Source organism: Dyella sp. 2HG41-7, assembly GCF_021390675.1.
In the GTDB taxonomy this organism is placed as follows: Bacteria; Pseudomonadota; Gammaproteobacteria; order Xanthomonadales; family Rhodanobacteraceae; genus Dyella_B.
The window spans coordinates 1,779,435-1,796,002 of sequence record NZ_JAJEJV010000004.1 but is presented as its reverse complement, the minus strand read 5'-3'; the positions used below and the strand labels follow the sequence as shown (position 1 = coordinate 1,796,002).

Genomic DNA, 16,568 nt, shown 5'->3' with positions numbered 1-16,568 from the left:
AGGTGCGCCATGCCTCGCCTCCCGCTTCGCTTGTTCCGTGTCACGCTGCGCCGGCTGTTGTTGCTTCGCCTTGCCGGCATTCTCGCGCTCCTGATCGTCGTGGGCGTGTTGTGCGCCATGGCGCTCACCAAGGCCGATCAGCGCATTCAATCCGTTGTCGGCGACACGCTCGCGCCGATCTCCGACGTCGGCCGCATTCAGAGCGATTACAACAACGATTTCCAGGCGCTGTCGCACGCCGTGTTGATGCGTCTGCCGTCCGCCGTGGACGATGCCGCCACCGCAATCAAAAGCAACCACGTGGATATCGAGCGCTATTGGAACCCGCTGTTGCAAAGCGGCCTCGGCGCCCAGCAGAAGTCCTTGCTTGCGCTCGCCATCCAGCACCGCAAGGATGCCGAGCAATCGATGGACGAAACGCTCACCCTGCTGCAAGCCGGCCAATTCGACATTGCGCAGCTGAAACTTGCGACCGACGTGCAACCTGCCCTGGTTCCGCTGCAAAGCGACTTCACCAATCTGTTCGAAAGCGCGCTGACGTCCGGCAAGACGGAGGCGCAAAGCCAGCATGTCGCCAATCGCCGCGGATTGATCACGCTGCTTATCGCCTTCGCCGGTGCGCTGCTGCTGGCAGCACTCAGCGACGGCATGCTGATACGCGCGCTTGGCGCACGCTTGCGCATGGCATCTGGCGTCGCTACGCGCATTGCACGTGGCGAACTGGGCGAAGCCATCACCGTCGGCCGCGACGACGAAATCGGCCAATTGCTGCGCGCGCTGGCCGCCATGGACCGACAGCTCGCGGATGTGGTGCACAAAGTTCGCTTGAGCGCCACCACCGTGCGCGAAGATGCGCAACTGCTGGAAGACAACACCCGCGCCTTGAACCGTCGCACGCAATCGCAAGCCGCCACGCTGGAGGAAAGTTCCGCCTCGATGGAAGAGATGGCGGCCAGCGTCGCAGAAGCCTCGGCGATGGCCGAACAGGCGCATCGCGTGGCTATCGCCTCACGCCAACTCGCCGAACAGGGGCAAGACGTCGTCGGGCAGACGGTCGCTGCGATGGACGCCATCGACCGCTCCGGCCAGCGCATCGCCGAATTTGTTGGCTTGATCAACGATGTGGCGTTCCAAACCAACCTGCTCGCCTTGAACGCCGCGGTGGAAGCGGCGCGCGCCGGCGAACACGGCCGCGGCTTTGCAGTAGTCGCCGCCGAAGTGCGGCAGCTTGCGCAACGCTGTTCGGCCGCCGCACGCGAGGTGAAGCAGTCGATCGAAGAAAGCCGTGACGCCGTGCAGGATGGCCGCCAATTCGCGCGACGTTCCGGCGAAGCACTCACGAATATCGTGGCTAGCGCGACGCAGGTTTCAGAAAAAGTAGCCGGCGCTGCAGACGCCAGTCGCGAACAAAAAGCCGGTATCGAGCAGGTCAATCAAGCCATCGCCGGCATGGACGCCGTCACCCAGGAAAACGCCGCACTCGTGCAACGCACCGCTCGCATGAGCAACGCCATGCACAGCAGCGCCGAAGCGCTCTTGCACCAGATGGGCTTCTTCCGCATCAAGGAAGGCGATGCGGAACCCGAACACGTCGTAAGCGGCAACGTCATTTCACTCAACGATCACGCCAAGCCCGTTCTGGATAAGGCCGCCTGACATTCGCCATGGTTTTCCTTCGCGACAACACACGCTCTCCCTCGCTGCTAGACCGTGCGCCACACGGTCTGACAGCCGTGTTTCAGCCGTTGATACGGTTAGACACCATGGACGTGATCGCGCATGAAGGCCTCGCCCGATCCACCGAACTGCTCGGCAATATCAGTACGCCGGAATTGTTGAACCTTGCGCGCTCCGGCGGCCGGCTTGGCGAATTCGAGCTGATCGCGGCGCGCACCGTGTGCAGCGCATTCGCGGCGCAAAAAACGCACGGTCGATTGCTCGTGAATCTGAGCGCGCAAGCGTTTATGCAGGAATCGATCAAGCCCGACGATTTATTAGCCGCACTTGGCTCCGGCGGCATGGATTTAAGCCGCATCACCATCGAATTGACCGAGCGCGATATCGTCGACGAACCTGCACGCCTCGCCAACGCGCTGGGTTATCTGCGCGCGCACGGCGTGCGCTTCGCGTTGGACGATTTCGGCAACGGCCATTCCAACTTCGAGATGTGGAACGAAATCCATCCCGAAGTCGTAAAGATCGATCGTTATCTGATTCATGGCCTAGCCAAAAGCGCCGAACGCCTCGCGATCGTGCGCGCGCTATGCCAGGTCGCCGAAACGCTCGGTGCCGACCTGGTTGGCGAAGGCGTCGAAGAAGTCGACGATTTGCGCATGCTGCGCGAGCTCGGCATTTCGTATGCGCAAGGATTTCTGCTCGGTCGCCCCGCGCCGCAAACGATCGATGTGATCGACAACACCGTGCGCGAGGCGCTGGATCGCACCACCATTGCCGTACTGCCGCGCCCGCGCGGGCCGGTGACGCAGCGTCCCATGCATCTGGGCCATCTGGTGATCGATGCACCGTCGTTGACGGTTCGTCACACCAATAACGATGTCGTCACCATCTTCTCGCAGTTTCCAGAACTGCACGCGCTGGCTGTGGTGGAGGACGAACGACCGATCGGCCTGATCAACCGACGCGTTTTCAGCGAGCGCATGGCGCAGCCTTACACGCGCGAACTTTACGGACGCAAAAGCTGCGCTGCGTTTATGCACGAAGCGCCGTTGATGTGCGACGTGCGCCAATCGCTGGAGAGCATGGCGGATATTCTGCGGGGACAGGATCAGCGCTACCTCAGCGACGGTTTTGTAATTACGCGCGAAGGCTTGTATCTGGGCCTTGGCACGGGCGAATCGTTGGTGCGGCGTGTAACAGAATTACGCATCGAAGCGGCGCGCTATGCGAACCCGCTTACGTTTCTGCCCGGCAATATTCCGGTCACCGAACATGTAGCGCGACTGCTCCGTGCCGAACTCCCCTTCACCGTGGCCTACGTCGATCTCAACCACTTCAAGCCGTTCAACGACCAATACGGTTATTTCCGCGGCGACGAAATGATCCGACTGCTGGCCGGCATTTTGACGGCGCACGTGAATCCGCGTTGCGATTTCGTCGGCCACATCGGCGGCGACGATTTTCTATTGGTGCTGCAGAGCCACGACTGGGAGGACCGCTGCCGCCATATGGTGGAATTGTTCAACCAGCGCGCTTACGCCTTGTTTACCGACGAGGATATCGCTCGTCGCGGCATCGTCGGCGAAGACCGCCACGGCAATACGCAGTTCTTTCCCATCACCACTGTCGCGATCGGCGCGGTGCGCGTTGCGCCGCCCTTCCCCGGACATCCGGAAACGCTCGCTACGTTGGCCGCGCGTGCGAAAAGGCACGCCAAGCGCGCGCAGGTGGGTTTCTATTTGCTCTCTGGGGAAACGCCGTGGCCTGCGCAGGCCGGCACGGCTTAAGGAAAGATCTTCGAATTCATCAGCACATGTGCAACCAGTGCACGAAGACGCCGTTGAGTTTGTCTTCTTCGCGAAAGCCTTCGCGACCTTCCGCCACCACACCCCAGACCGTTCGAAGGCTGTTCCCGACAACTCGGTCCACGCGCACGTGTTCGCCCTGCTGAATCACGAAACGGGTCTCGACCACCATCACGCGATCGCTTTCCCACACCAACACGGCGTCGCGCACAGAATTGGCGCCCCAACCGACGTGAACATGTACGCCCTGAGCCTGAAACGCGCCGCGGTTATCGAGCTTCCAGCCGTCCGTTTTGCGCAGCAACGCTTCCAAGCGCGGATCGTTCCAATCCACTTGGTTGTTGGACAGCTTCGAGCTGGACTTGATATGGCTCATGCAAATGGACATTCCATGGGGTGACGCCTACGCGTTCTTCTCCGCACATAACACCACGGTGCCATCCCTGCTACCGCGACAACCACAACTGCCTTCAACCGGCCTGCTCGCCACGCCAAGGCCGGGGGACCTGGACGCGGAGAATTCAGCGCCTTTGAGATCGAAAGCGCGCTTTAGGCTTCTTATCGGCGTATTGACGTTTTTCTTTAGCCCGGATGCATGACGCGCTTAAACGACTGTCGATCCAGCGAACCTCTGTTCGTCGTTAGTAAGACAATGGATGTGCCGGGCATGGCGTGGAGCCGTACCCGACAGTTTGTCCGCGCCATCCGCAGCCACGCCTACGAACGCAACCAGGGAGCGATGACATGAAAAAGACCCATCTTTTCAGCTGTTTGATTGCATCGTGCATATCCGCCATGCCGCTGACCGGCGCGGCCGCTTCGACCCCGTCGCCGCATAGCTACCCCAACATGGCGCCGCTTGCCCAATACCTGATGAGCGACCGCACCACAGAAATCGCGTTGGCGCGAAGCGCTGCGCCCCCGTCGATATCGGCGCAGGCCACCGTGCTTGTCCTGGAAGCGCACGGTTACGTAACGGCGGTCGAAGGCAAAAACGGCTTCGTTTGCGCGGTCGAACGTGGCTGGATGTCCCCGTTCGATGCGCCCAATTTCTGGAATCCGAAATTGCGGGGGCCGATTTGCTTCAATGCCGAAGCGGCCAAGTCGATTCTGCCGATGACGTACAAACGCACCTTGCTGGTGGTCGCTGGAAAGTCCCGAGAAGAAATCAAAAAGGCTATGGAGGCCGCCGTGGCCGCGAAGCAGCTTCCGCCGCTGGAGCCGGGCGCGATGTCGTACATGATGTCCAAGCAAGGCTACCTCGACGACCAGGCCGGCCACTGGATTCCGCACCTGATGTTCTACACCGCCACCAACGTCGACTGGGGCGCCGACAAAGAGGATTCGCCCATCATGTTGAATACGCAATTCCACGGCGCGCCCGAGCCGGTCAACGTGCTGATGATTCCTGCGGGGAAATGGTCGGACGGTACGGCTGCGCCAAGCATGTAGGCGCAATGTTTTACGCGCTAAGCAGAACGTCGCTGCCGGTGTCGACGATAAGTCGATTGCGTCCCGTGCGCTTGGCGCGATAGAGCGCCGAGTCTGCTTCGCGCCAAAGTTGATGCAGGTCGTAGCCGCAGGTTTCGGTGGAGACAAGACCGATACTGGCGGAAAACGCCACGACACATTCGTCTTTATCCATCGGCGTGGCTTCGATCGCCATGCGGATACGATCGGCAATGGCCGCGCCCTGATCGCGCGAACACCCCATTAGCAAAATACCGAATTCCTCACCGCCCAGGCGACCGAACAAATCGGTGGGACGCAGATGTTGTTTGCAGATAGCGACCGTGTGCTTCAACACCGCGTCGCCGATGGCATGGCCGTGCGTATCGTTGACTTGCTTGAAGTGATCCAGATCGATGGAGATCAAGCAAGCGACACCGTGCTTTTTCTCCAGCCCGCGAAGCGCACGCTCGGCCTCGCCGATAAAGTGCTGATGATTGAAAACACCAGTAAGACCGTCGAGGCGAGCCAGTATCTTGAAGCGAAGTTGCGAGCGCTTAAGCCGGAACAGCCAAAAAACAATAAACACCAGCACCATAATCAGCAGCACGATATACAGCCGGCTGGTCTCGACCGCCTTGGTGGCGAGTTGCTGCTGCAATCTCAGAATATTGTTCTGCTTGCTCAGTCTTTCGGTCTCGAATTTTTGCATCAGCATATTCTGCTGAGCCACTTCGTAAGCTAACGAACGCGCGCTGATGTCGTCGAGATAACCCTTGTCCTGAGCGGCGTAATGTTCGTAATACGAAAGCGCAGCGGCGCTGTGACCGAGCTTTTTTTCAGCCTTGTAAAGGACGTCGTACGCCACCATCAGCCACTCGCTGATTTCGTTCGGATGACTCATGCCGATGGCGGCGAGCGCTGCGGTTTTCGCGCTGTTGTCATCTCCGAGCTCTGCGTACGCCTGCGCGCGTTGCACCTGCGACGAAAGCATGTGCGGGTAGTAGTGGCTGGCGCGGATGGCCGGCTCGATGTGATCCAGCAGGGCCATGGCTTTGGCGGGCTGGTTTTCGTCCAGATGAAGGCTGACCAAAATCAGCCATGCCGCGTTGGCGGTTACCGGGTACTTCGAGGCATCGCACGTCTCGATGGCCTCGTGCAGTTCAGGGCTGCCCGACGTCAGCCGTTTGCCGTTGTAGAGCGCCGCAACCTGCAAGTAGTAAGGAAAACACAGCGAGCTGCCGGGAGGCGCGCTATCGGCCGCCATATGCGCGTATTGGATCGCCAGATCGATCTGGCCCGCATAGTTGGACATTTGCGACAGCTCGTAAAACAGCCAGAAACGCGTTTTGCGATCCGTGATTTGCGATAAGCCGGCCGTCAGGCGATTCGCCATCGCGAACGCCTCCTCGTAACGACGGTTCGTCGCAAGGTTGTCCATTAATTGCGCCAATGCCTTGGCGGCGAGCGTTGGATCACCGGAGTGATCGATAACGTCGCGAAGCTCAGTCTCCGACTTCGCATAGTCGCCTTCGAACATGGCTTCCCATGCATCGAGATAACGCAGGTGCCATTGCTCGGCGGGCTTCAATGGCGGCGCTTCGCGGTGAATTTGCGCCAGCATCTGCACGAATCGCGCATGATCGACCGCATGCACGCTTTCAGCCTGTTCCAGAAATTCGGCTGGATTGGAAATCGACATGGCCGCGTAACCGACCTGTACGAGCGCGCTCCAAGCCATGGCCACGATGATGGGCCATAGCGTGAAGCGGCTGCGTAGCCGGAGCATGTCGACGTCGTCTAGGCGCGAGGCAAGCGTTACGCCTTGCCCGGCGTCGGCGGTTGCGCGGGTGCGGGAGGCGCCGGAATTTCTTCCTCTTCCTCTTCGTGACCGGGCGTCTGCTGGGTGGACTGAGGCGGTGCGTGTTCCATGCGCCCGAATTCTGCGAACAACTGCTTGCTGTCACCGGTAATCACGGCAGCAGTCAATGCCTCAGACGCCTGCGCCTGTTCGAGCACTTCGGTCAGTGTTTCCGTCGAGGCGTAACGCAGCGACGCGTTCTGGCCGATGGCTTCCAACAACTCGATCGTATCTGTCATGTCTTTCCCCCTATTTCTGCAATCATGAAACAACAACTCGATGCCGTTTGCGCCCCAAAGCCATCTCGCCTAACCCAAATTGGCCCGGGCATTATGAGACCGAATGGTGACATCGCACGCTTCGGTCCTGTTTTTCCTAGTCACCCTGAATGGCCGATGCTGCGGCGCGCGCCATTCAGGCCGCGCTATTTGCCTCTTCCTGCTTATCCAAGGCCTCAAGCCGTTCCCGCATCGCGATATTCGGCTTGAGCGGTTCGGCCGGCGGCAGCACCACGGTTTCCTCGACCGTAAACGGCGTATAGGGCAAATCGCGCAAGGCCACGCGACGGATGCGCGGCTTTTCGATCGGCAGCGTAGCCCCGCGATAAATGATCACTTCGTGGTCGAGCGGATAGTCCTTGCTCAGCATATCCACCAGCACCTGCTTGTACGCGGGCCCGGTGTTGAAGCGCCCCAGCGAACGATCGCCGACCACGCCGACTTGCCACAGCACCAAATACGCCGCCAGATCGATGCGTCGCTCGTAGAAAAGCAGTTGGCTAGCTTCGTAATGCTGGCAACCGAACTTGCCGGGATCGATACCCAGATCGGCATAAAGACAGTCTTCAGCGGAAATGCCGGGCTCCATGTGCGCCTCGAAGCCTTCCGCGCGCGCAGCAGCGATGGCTTTGTGCGGCGACCACGCAAAGATGCCCGGATGCCCGTAAAACACGCCGCAAACCCGCTTGCCGGCGCGCACTTCGGTCATCATCACTTCGACCCATTCCTTGTAGGTCTTCAATCGCGACTTGCCTTCTTTGTAGTAAGGCTGAAGGCTGCGCACATCCGCATTCATGCGCTTGAGCCATAGCTCCACGATGCCGTCGGAAAGCCCGGCGAACACCACGTCCGCCTGCTCGATATGGCTGCGCGCCAGTGGCGTCAGGTGGGAGCCCAGGGTCATGCCCATGCCTACACAGGCCAGGCTGCCGCGCGAAATGTTGTGCTGAAGCGTTGTCGTATCCATTGGGTGACCAGAAGGCAAGTTCCGTGCCCGGTTCGCACTGAAAATAGGACCTGCAATATCCATCGCGCCCTTTCAAAAAAGGACGCGTAAATCGGTATCAGGAAAGCCAGGGTCCCCCACTTTCCAAACCATGACAGCTTATTCGTCAGGCGACGAATAGCGTCCACTTTAGACCCAAAGCGGACGTTCTGTCGTGTGACTGCCTGGTTCCGCGGATGCGCGTCCCCCGAGACCGATCCAGCTTCAGGTCACGAAGGCTCCCAGCGCTCGCCCTCCGCCACGACACGGTTGCGCCCTTCGGTCTTAGCCAGATACAGCGCGGTGTCGGCGCGTCGAATCAGGTCGAAAGCGTCTTTGTCTGGCGGTTGCAACCACGACACCCCGATGGAACACGTCAGTTCGACATGTGCATCATCGGCGCCGAAAACGCCTTTGGAAATGTGCTGCCGCAACGCCTCGAAGGGCGCGGGATCGTGGCGCGGGACGTTGGGCACCACCGCCAGAATTTCTTCGCCGCCATAACGCCCCAGCGTGCCGCCCGGCGGCAGCGCGGCGCGCAGGCGCGCGGAAGCTTCGATCAACACGGCGTCGCCGGTGAGATGGCCGTAGTGGTCGTTGATACGTTTGAAATGATCGAGATCGATCAACGCGACAGCCAAGGGCTGGTTTTGCTTGCGCGCATCGCGCATGGCCTGCGCCAGGATATCCAACACATGCGAGCGGTTGGGCAAACCCGTTAATGCGTCGTGCGTAGCTTGTTGCCACAACGCCGCGCGCGCGACTTCGAGCGCCTGTTTATCCACTTCCAACTCGCGTGTACGGGACGCGACCAAGGCTTCCAACGAACGCGCGCGCGCACGCAAATGTCGCGTTCGCATGTGCCACGCCAGCACGATGCCAAGCGCCAATAGCGTCAACATGCCAAGCACCGCCGGCGTCCGCTGCCACCACGGCGGCACGATGCGCACAGACAATTGCACGACGGGCGAGTACTGCCGATTGTCCGGATCGTAGGCCATCGCTTCAAAGGTGAAATTGCCGGGCGGCAGCGGCGGGTAATCGACGCGCGGTCGATCCGAACTCACCCAATCGCGTTCCAAGCCTTTCAAGCGGTAGCGATATTGCAAAGTGGTGCGCGTGGGCGCATTGAGCGTCGCCAGATACAGCGACAGCGAAAGTTTGTTCTTGTAGTTGAAACGGTAAGACGATGCCTGCGGCTGCGCGACAGCGCCGCGTGCGACAGCGGTGATGGCCACTTCCAAGGTATTTGGCGCGGTCAGCGACGCCGGCTCGAGAATATGGGAAATGCCGTTGCTGGTACCGATCCACACCGAGCCGTCGGTGTCTTCGAAGAATCCGTTTTCGGCGACGTCGTTCCAGATCAATCCGTCGTCCATGGTCAAGCGACGCCAGTGCTGGCCGTTAAAGAATTCCACCCCGTCCGTGCCGCCAATCCACAATCAGCCGCGGCGATCGTGCTCGATAAAATAGATGCGCGTGTCGTCGAGCAAATCGTCGACGACATGTTGCACGTCGATCGTGTCGCCGTCGGTCAACTGGCCCTTCCACAAACCATCGAAATTGCCGGCTAGGTACAACGTGCCGTCGCTGAGCACATCCAGATGCGCAAACGCCTTGTCGGAAGGCGCGCCGACAACGCGAACGTGCGTCCACACGCCATGATCAAAGCGAAACAACCCCGCTTCGCCGGCAAACCACATCCGGCCTTTGGCGTCTTCTTTCGCATCATGGAATACATTGTCGGGAACAACGTCGCCGCCAGCGTGCTGCAAGGTGTGGCCGTCGAATTGGTAGAGGCCACGCTCGGTGCACAGCCATAACCATCCGCGGCTGTCGCCCCACATGTTGTGGATGTAAGCCGGCGAATGCAGGATTTCTTCTGTCGTGCCTTGGCGTGCGTGATAGCGCAGCACCTCGCCCGAGTAATAAGCGGCCAGCATGTCGCCATCGGGTAGCGCATGAAGTCCGGTGGTTTCCTGCGCCAGCGGTGGCGCTTTCAGTGGCCACGGGGTCAGGCGCGTAGCGCCTGGCTTGAGCACGCTGCCGCCCAATTCATCGCCTACCCACAGCGTGCCGTCGCCGGCGCGCGCTATGGCCCAGCTTGGACTGCTGTCCAAACCTTGCGCCGCCTGCCAACTTTGAAATTGATCGTAGCCGCGCCATTGCAAGACGCCGTGCCCGTACGTGCCGATCCACAATACGTGGCTGCGGTCGTACAACAACGCGTCGATGCCGATGTTGGGCAGACCGTTGCTGCCGTTGAACACGCGCCACGCACGACCGTCCCAGCGCGCCAGGCCATCGTCGGCGCGTGTCAGCACGCGCGCCTGATCGTCTTCGATCATGTCCAAATACGCCGTGACGACGTGCGCGCCCGGCAAGTCATGATTCGCGAATGTGTTGCCGCCAGGCGACAATGCGCGAATATAAAGCGGGCTGCGCACCCACAGCGTGCCGTCGTGAGTGTGGAGGTAAGACGTCCAGGTATCTGCCGGAATACCTTGCGAATCGCCCCACACCTGCAAGTGGCCATCGACCGATTGGCACAGCGATTTGCCGCAACCGAACCACAGCGCATGGCCATCGGCGAAGACGCTGGTGACATCGTCCAGTGCGGGCGTCGCGCGGCGTGCGGCGTCATCGAACAGTTGGCTGGCGTGCCAACCGGTTCCCGCTGCGTCGATCGCCCACAACTGGTGCTGGCTTACCGCGTAAAGCCTGCCATGCAAATCCGCGAGGGTCTGACCGGGATCGACCAACAACGCATTCGACGGCTCACTAGCCGGTGTGAAATGCTGACCGTCGCCCACAAAAAGACCCGTGCGCGTGCCTACCCACAGACGTTCTGCGCTGTCCTGATGAATGGCCGCGATAAAGCTCGCGCGCAACCCGTTAGCTGCGCCGATACGCTGGAACACGTGGCCGTCGAATCGGAATAGACCGTTTTCTGTGCAGACGTACACAAACCCGCGTCGGTCTTGCGCCAGGCAATTGTCTTCCAGGCTGCCCAGCCCTTGGGCTTGTGTAAACGAAGCGAGGCTGATCGCTTGCGCATGCGCACGACCCGCCCATGCCAGCAAAACGATGCAAGCGATAACAACGACATCTGCTGCAAACCTGCGACGCCAGCTCTGCAGGGAGCTGGCCGCCAGGCCGTTCGCCTCTGCTTTCACCGCACCATGATCCCCGTGTTCGTGCCGCACGGACCACCCGAGCGTCCATGCGTCCGCGTCCTCGCGCACGGCACGCGAGTCCGAGGCAAACCATAGCGCAGGCCCATGTGCAAACGCCGTCTCCTGACAGCTTTAAATGTCAGGTGACTGAAAGCAAGAGTTGGGCCGCCGGGCCCGGCGAAGGCGCTAGCGCACCTGCAGCCAATAGATGTGGACGCCGTTCTTGCGATCCTCGTCGCGCGTCCCTTCCCGTCCATCGACGACCATGGCCCACAGCGTGCGGATGCGGTCGCCGAGGTGCTTGTCCACGCGGATCTGCTCGCCCTTCTCAATTGGGAACTTCGTTTCCAGCACGACTGCGTTGCCGCGCTCCCAAACCAATACGGCCGGCCGGCCGATCGATCCGCTCCAGCCGACGTAGATTTCCACGTCTTGCGGGGAGAAACCGCCTCGATTGTCGATGCTCCAGCTTTCGCTACGCTGCAGTAGCGAGGCAAGCTGCGGATCGTCCCAGTTCACGCGCGTGCCGGATACGTTGGTGTGCGCCTTGCGACTCATAGGAAAGGCCGTCCCGTTGTCATAGCCAAAACTTCGCGGCGGTGGCCGCAGTGATGGTTTTGCACGCGTGGCGTGAAGAAACAGTCGATTTGCTGTTTCCCCGCTGTTGCTCCGGCCTTTTGGGCTTTTACGGGTGGCGTTCGGATCACGATCTTTTTGACATTTTCCACCGTCATAAAGCGCATTTTGGCTCGAAATATCGCCGCATCGCACAAAAACACGCCACACCAAGGCGCTTAGAGCGCTCCTGTAAAGCGCCGCGGCCGAATGCCGCACTGCACGCTGATCTTGAGAATCGACCGCGTTAAGGTCGAGCTGTAGTTCGTAAGCAGCGTTCACAGCTCGGGGGAGTTGATGGCGAAGCACAGAACACTTCGCATCGGACATGTCGTTTCGGTGCACTGGCCAGCCGGCATCCTGCTCGGCGCGAGCGCGTACGTGGGCATCCACTACGGGCGCGGCGCGCACACGGCGGTGTATTCGTTATTGCTTTGGATGTTGCTGAGCGCGATCTGGGGTTGCGCGTTCGCCTCATGCCTGGGCTATCGCAAACGCATGCATCGTCTGGTCGTGCGCGACGAACTGTCGGAATTGCACACCATGCATTGGCGCGCCTTTGAAAATCGTCTGGCGCAGGCGTTTCGTTTCCGGGGCTATACGGTCGAGCATGCCGGGCAACCCGATGCGGACAACGGGCTGGACCTGATCCTGCGCAAGCACGGACTGACCACCCTGGTGCAGTGCCGCCATTGGCGCAATCGCAACGTCGAGATCAAAGACGTGCGCGAGATGCATCACCTGATGAAATTTCACCGTGCATCCGCCGTGAAGATCGTCGCCTGCGGCGATTACACCGAGGATGCGTGGAAATTCGTGGTCGGCAAACCCTTCGAGCTAATCTACGGGGAAACCTTGCTGGCCATGCTGAGCGATGCGCAGTTGCCCATCGACGCGGGCGTGGTGCCCTTCCGCGCGCCCTCCTCCCCGCCGCCTCTGCATCACCGACCGCGCACCGCGGCACGAACCTGATCCGACAAAAACCGCGCCTCGGCGCGGTTTTTTTTTGCGCACGATCAGGTGGCGTCGTGAAAAATAATCCCCACGGTAAATCGATGTCCGGCGCGAAGGCGGCTGACGCCGTGCCGCATTGTTACGCGATAGACGCCGCGCGAGCCCTGCACGGGTCGATGATGCACGGCGAAGATCACCGCATCGCCTTGTCGCAGCGGCACCACCTCCGGCCGCGATTGCATGCGCGGGCGTTGTTCGGTCAGCACGAATTCGCCGCCGGTGAAGTCCTTGGCGGGTTGCGACAGCAAGATCGCCATTTGCAATGGAAAGACGTGCTCGCCATACAAATCCTGATGCAGGCAGTTGTAGTCGCCGACACCGTATTTGAGCAGCAGCGGTGTTGCGCGCAACTGACCGGCGGCATGACAGCGATCGAGGTATTCCTGATGCGTTTTCGGGTAGCGCACGTCGATGCCCATGGCGTCGTTCCATCGATTGGCGATTCCGGCTAGCCGTGGATACATCGCCGTTCGGAGCGTCTGAATGATGTTCGGCAGCGGGTATGCGAAATATTTGTATTCACCGCTTCCGAATCCATGCCGGCCCATCACGACGCGACTTCTGAAATGGCGGTCGTCGCCGTACATCGACGCCAGTGCTGCGCATTCGTCGGCGCTCAGCAAGCCAGAAATTGTGGCGGCGCCGAATCGATCGAGGTCCGCAGCAAGGCGAGACTCGTCCAGCGCATCCCACCGATCATGCAGGGACGACGTTGTGGCAAGGGCAATCGCGTGACTCATCCAGGCATCCTTCGAATCGTTGAACGTCATCGTCACTCTACAAATCGCATCGACGCATCACACTCCGAATATTGCGCAACGACACATCGTGCACACAGCAACAAGTCGAAATTCACGCATCATTCCCGCTAAGCGTAAGGCTCGCGAAACTGCAAACATGACGCCGCACGCCTTCATAGATGATTTACTTTGCGGAATGAACAAGCGCCACAACGGTTTGCGTGTAAACATTCCGTTGGACTGCGATGTATTTCTGCAACGGCAGTGAAACCGCGTCATCGCCGCTCAGCTTTTTGTCGCGCGACATGCGATAGGTTCCTCTCACAGCGTCACCCAAAGAGGAGCTTCCATGAAACGCCACGCTTTGATGCGTAAAGCCGCGACACGCTGCGGCACCCTGGTTTTAGGCGCGTTCGTTCTCACGGCCGGATCGTTCGCGCTGATGACGACACCCGCGCATGCCGACGTTTCGATCGGCGTTTCCATCACAGTGGGTTCGCCGCCACCGCCGCTGCCCGTGTACGAACAACCGCCGATTCCTGCCGTCGGCTATATCTGGACGCCGGGTTATTGGGCGTGGGATGGCGAAGAATATTATTGGGTGCCCGGCACCTGGGTGCTCGCGCCGTTCACCGGTGCGTTGTGGACACCGGGCTACTGGGGCTGGAGCGATGAAGGCGTTTACGTCTTCCATCAAGGTTACTGGGGCGACCACGTCGGCTTCTACGGTGGCGTCAACTACGGTTACGGCTACGGCGGCGAAGGCTACGAAGGTGGCCATTGGGGCAACGGCGGCTTCTACTACAACCGCTCCGTCAACAACATCACCAATGTGCATGTCACCAACGTGTACAACCAGACGGTGATCAACAACACCACGATCAATCGCACCAGTTACAACGGCGGCAACGGCGGCATCAGCAGGCAGCCGACGCCGCAGGAAGCATCGTATTCGCGCGAGCAGCACACGCCGCCTGTGGCCTCGCAGCAAGAACACATGCAGATGGCTCGCCAGAATCCCGCGATGCGCGCATCGGTGAATCACGGTGTTCCGACCATCGCGGCAACCGCACGTCCCGCTTCGTTCTCCGGCGCCGGCGTGGTGGCTGCGCATAACGCTCCGGCGTCGGCCGCCGAGCTGACGGCGCGCCCTGCTCCGCACGGTGGACAGCCTGCGCAAAACCCAGGATTGCGCTCCTCGGGATTCGCGCCGCACCCCAATGCGGAACCTGGACGTGAACCGAATCGCTCAACCAATGGCGGAGCACCTGAAAACAACGGCGTGATGCATGCGCCTCGTCCGGAATCGCGTCCGGAAGCCACGCCTGCCGAACGCAATGCGCCGTCCGAGCAACCACGCCCGATGGAACAGCCGCGCCCGTCGGAGCAACCGCGTCCAATGGAACAGCCGCGTCCGGAAGAACAACCTCGCCCAGCGGAACAACCGCGTCCGGCGGAGCAATACCATCCGATGCCGCAGCCGCGTCCGTCGGAACAACCTCGCCCGATGGAGCAACCGCATCCGGCGCCCGCGGCGCATCCTCAAGAACGACGCCCGCCACCGCCTCAACACGAGCAAAAGAAGGATGAGCAACATCCTCCCGGCGGTTGAGGAATCCGCGTAAAACAAAACCCCGGCAGTACAAACTGCCGGGGTTTTGCATTGGGAGGTCGCGATCGTGTTTGCGAAACTCGGCTACATCGTCTCGCGCGGCTTCACCAACAACGCCAGCATCGTCAGCACGGCCGCCGCCGACAAATAATAACCCACGTACGCCAGGCCGTAGGTTTTGGCCAACCACGTCGCGAGATACGGCGCCAGCGACGCGCCGAAAATACCGGCCATGTTGAACGCCAGCGATGCGCCTGTGTAGCGCACGGCGGTCGGAAACATTTGCGCCAACACCGTACCCAGCGGACCGTAGGTGATCCCGACCACGCACATGCCCACCACCATAAACAGCATGCCGCTGTGTTCAAGCAACGGCGCGTAAGCAATGCCGAACGCAAAAATCAGCACGGTGGCGACCATCATCACCGCGTGACCGCCGCGGCGATCCGCCAACCATGCGGAGACCGGAATCAGTGCGGCGAAGAACAGCACGCCAACCATCTGCACGATCAAAAACGAATCGCGCACATAGCCCAATTTGGACGTCGCCCAACTCAGCGCGAACACGGTCATCAAATAAAAGATGACGAAGGTCGCCAACGCAGCGAACGTTCCCGCAATCAGCATCCGCGTGTGATGCGCAAACACGCTGAGCATCGGCACCTTGACGCGTTCATGCATCGCCATGGCGCGCGCAAACGCCGGCGTTTCGGTTAGGCGAAGACGCATCCACAAGCCGACGATCACCAACACGGAACTGGCGACAAAGGGCACGCGCCATCCCCACGCAAAGAAGGCGGTATCGCTCATGCCATGATCGAGCGCCACAAACAAACTGGTCGCGAGCAGGAAGCCAAGCGGTGCGCCGAGCTGCGGAAACATGCCGTACCACGCGCGCTTGCCCGGCGGCGCGTTTTCGGTCGCCAACAGCACGGCGCCGCCCCATTCGCCGCCGAGACCCAACCCTTGACCAAGCCGGCACAGCGCCAACAGCGTCGGCGCCATTAAACCGATCTGCGCGTACGTAGGCAGCAAACCGATCACCACCGTGGACAAACCCATAGTGAGCAACGCCGCGACTAGCGTCGCCTTGCGCCCGATGCGATCGCCGAAGTGTCCGAAGATCGCCGAACCGATCGGCCGCGCGATAAACGCCAGCGCAAAGGTGGCGAACGATTGCAACGTCGCCGACGCCGGGTCGCTCGCCGGAAAGAACAACTTGGGAAACACCAGCACCGCCGCGGTGGCGTAGATATAAAAATCGAAGAACTCGATCGTCGTGCCGATCAGGCTTGCGAACAAAACTCGGCCGGGGGTATTGGCCGGAGTGGTTACAGCATCACGCATGTTGGGCTT

14 protein-coding genes are annotated in these 16,568 nt (G+C 60.5%); 5 read left to right on the top strand and 9 right to left on the bottom strand.

All coding sequences use genetic code 11. The annotated features are described in order from the left end of the window. Positions 1 to 9: 9 nt before the first annotated feature. Entirely contained in the window at positions 10 to 1,656 is a 1,647-nt protein-coding gene (locus L0U79_RS09385; RefSeq protein ID WP_233841887.1) for a methyl-accepting chemotaxis protein, read from the top strand. A gap of 8 nt (positions 1,657 to 1,664) precedes the next feature. Beyond that, positions 1,665 to 3,464: a GGDEF domain-containing protein gene (locus L0U79_RS09380; protein WP_255682787.1), complete on the top strand. Its 1,800-nt coding sequence runs from the start codon at positions 1,665 to 1,667 to the stop codon at positions 3,462 to 3,464. 19 nt (positions 3,465 to 3,483) lie between these two features. Here L0U79_RS09380 and L0U79_RS09375 read toward each other — a convergent pair whose 3' ends face one another. Then, positions 3,484 to 3,858, bottom strand: a complete 375-nt coding sequence (locus tag L0U79_RS09375) for a hypothetical protein (RefSeq protein ID WP_233841883.1) — start codon at positions 3,856 to 3,858, stop codon at positions 3,484 to 3,486. Positions 3,859 to 4,226: 368 nt separating this feature from the next. Between L0U79_RS09375 and L0U79_RS09370 the strand changes: the two genes are divergently transcribed. Further along, complete coding sequence (locus L0U79_RS09370; protein ID WP_233841881.1) at positions 4,227 to 4,934, top strand: hypothetical protein; 708 nt, start codon at positions 4,227 to 4,229, stop codon at positions 4,932 to 4,934. Between the two features lie 10 nt (positions 4,935 to 4,944). Here the strand turns inward: L0U79_RS09370 and L0U79_RS09365 are convergent, their stop codons facing one another. The 6 genes from L0U79_RS09365 to L0U79_RS09340 form a co-directional block, all read right to left on the bottom strand. Next, entirely contained in the window at positions 4,945 to 6,720 is a 1,776-nt protein-coding gene (locus L0U79_RS09365; protein ID WP_233841879.1) for a GGDEF domain-containing protein, read from the bottom strand. A gap of 29 nt (positions 6,721 to 6,749) precedes the next feature. Then, positions 6,750 to 7,031, bottom strand: coding sequence for a hypothetical protein (locus L0U79_RS09360; RefSeq protein WP_233841877.1), 282 nt, complete (start codon positions 7,029 to 7,031; stop codon positions 6,750 to 6,752). A 175-nt stretch (positions 7,032 to 7,206) separates the two neighbouring features. After that, complete coding sequence (locus tag L0U79_RS09355) at positions 7,207 to 8,037, bottom strand: SAM-dependent methyltransferase (protein ID WP_255682786.1); 831 nt, start codon at positions 8,035 to 8,037, stop codon at positions 7,207 to 7,209. A gap of 248 nt (positions 8,038 to 8,285) precedes the next feature. After that, a complete protein-coding gene (locus tag L0U79_RS09350) occupies positions 8,286 to 9,473 on the bottom strand; it encodes a GGDEF domain-containing protein (RefSeq protein WP_233841873.1) in 1,188 nt (395 codons plus the stop codon). Between the two features lie 24 nt (positions 9,474 to 9,497). Then, positions 9,498 to 11,300 (bottom strand): hypothetical protein, encoded by a 1,803-nt coding sequence (locus L0U79_RS09345; RefSeq protein WP_233841871.1) that lies wholly within the window; start codon positions 11,298 to 11,300, stop codon positions 9,498 to 9,500. Positions 11,301 to 11,417: 117 nt separating this feature from the next. Continuing rightward, positions 11,418 to 11,789, bottom strand: coding sequence for a hypothetical protein (locus tag L0U79_RS09340; RefSeq protein WP_233841869.1), 372 nt, complete (start codon positions 11,787 to 11,789; stop codon positions 11,418 to 11,420). Between the two features lie 354 nt (positions 11,790 to 12,143). Here L0U79_RS09340 and L0U79_RS09335 point away from each other — a divergent pair, with 354 nt between their 5' ends. After that, complete coding sequence (locus L0U79_RS09335; protein ID WP_233841867.1) at positions 12,144 to 12,818, top strand: restriction endonuclease; 675 nt, start codon at positions 12,144 to 12,146, stop codon at positions 12,816 to 12,818. A 44-nt stretch (positions 12,819 to 12,862) separates the two neighbouring features. On the opposite strand, the gene L0U79_RS09330 is transcribed toward L0U79_RS09335, so the two are convergent. After that, a complete protein-coding gene (locus L0U79_RS09330) occupies positions 12,863 to 13,600 on the bottom strand; it encodes a 2OG-Fe(II) oxygenase (protein WP_233841865.1) in 738 nt (245 codons plus the stop codon). A gap of 349 nt (positions 13,601 to 13,949) precedes the next feature. Here L0U79_RS09330 and L0U79_RS09325 point away from each other — a divergent pair, with 349 nt between their 5' ends. After that, the gene (locus L0U79_RS09325) at positions 13,950 to 15,212 is read left to right on the top strand and encodes a YXWGXW repeat-containing protein (protein WP_233841863.1); all 1,263 of its coding nucleotides are present in this window, start codon (positions 13,950 to 13,952) and stop codon (positions 15,210 to 15,212) included. 84 nt (positions 15,213 to 15,296) lie between these two features. Here the strand turns inward: L0U79_RS09325 and L0U79_RS09320 are convergent, their stop codons facing one another. Continuing rightward, entirely contained in the window at positions 15,297 to 16,559 is a 1,263-nt protein-coding gene (locus L0U79_RS09320; RefSeq protein WP_233841861.1) for an MFS transporter, read from the bottom strand. Between the last annotated feature and the right edge of the window lie 9 nt (positions 16,560 to 16,568).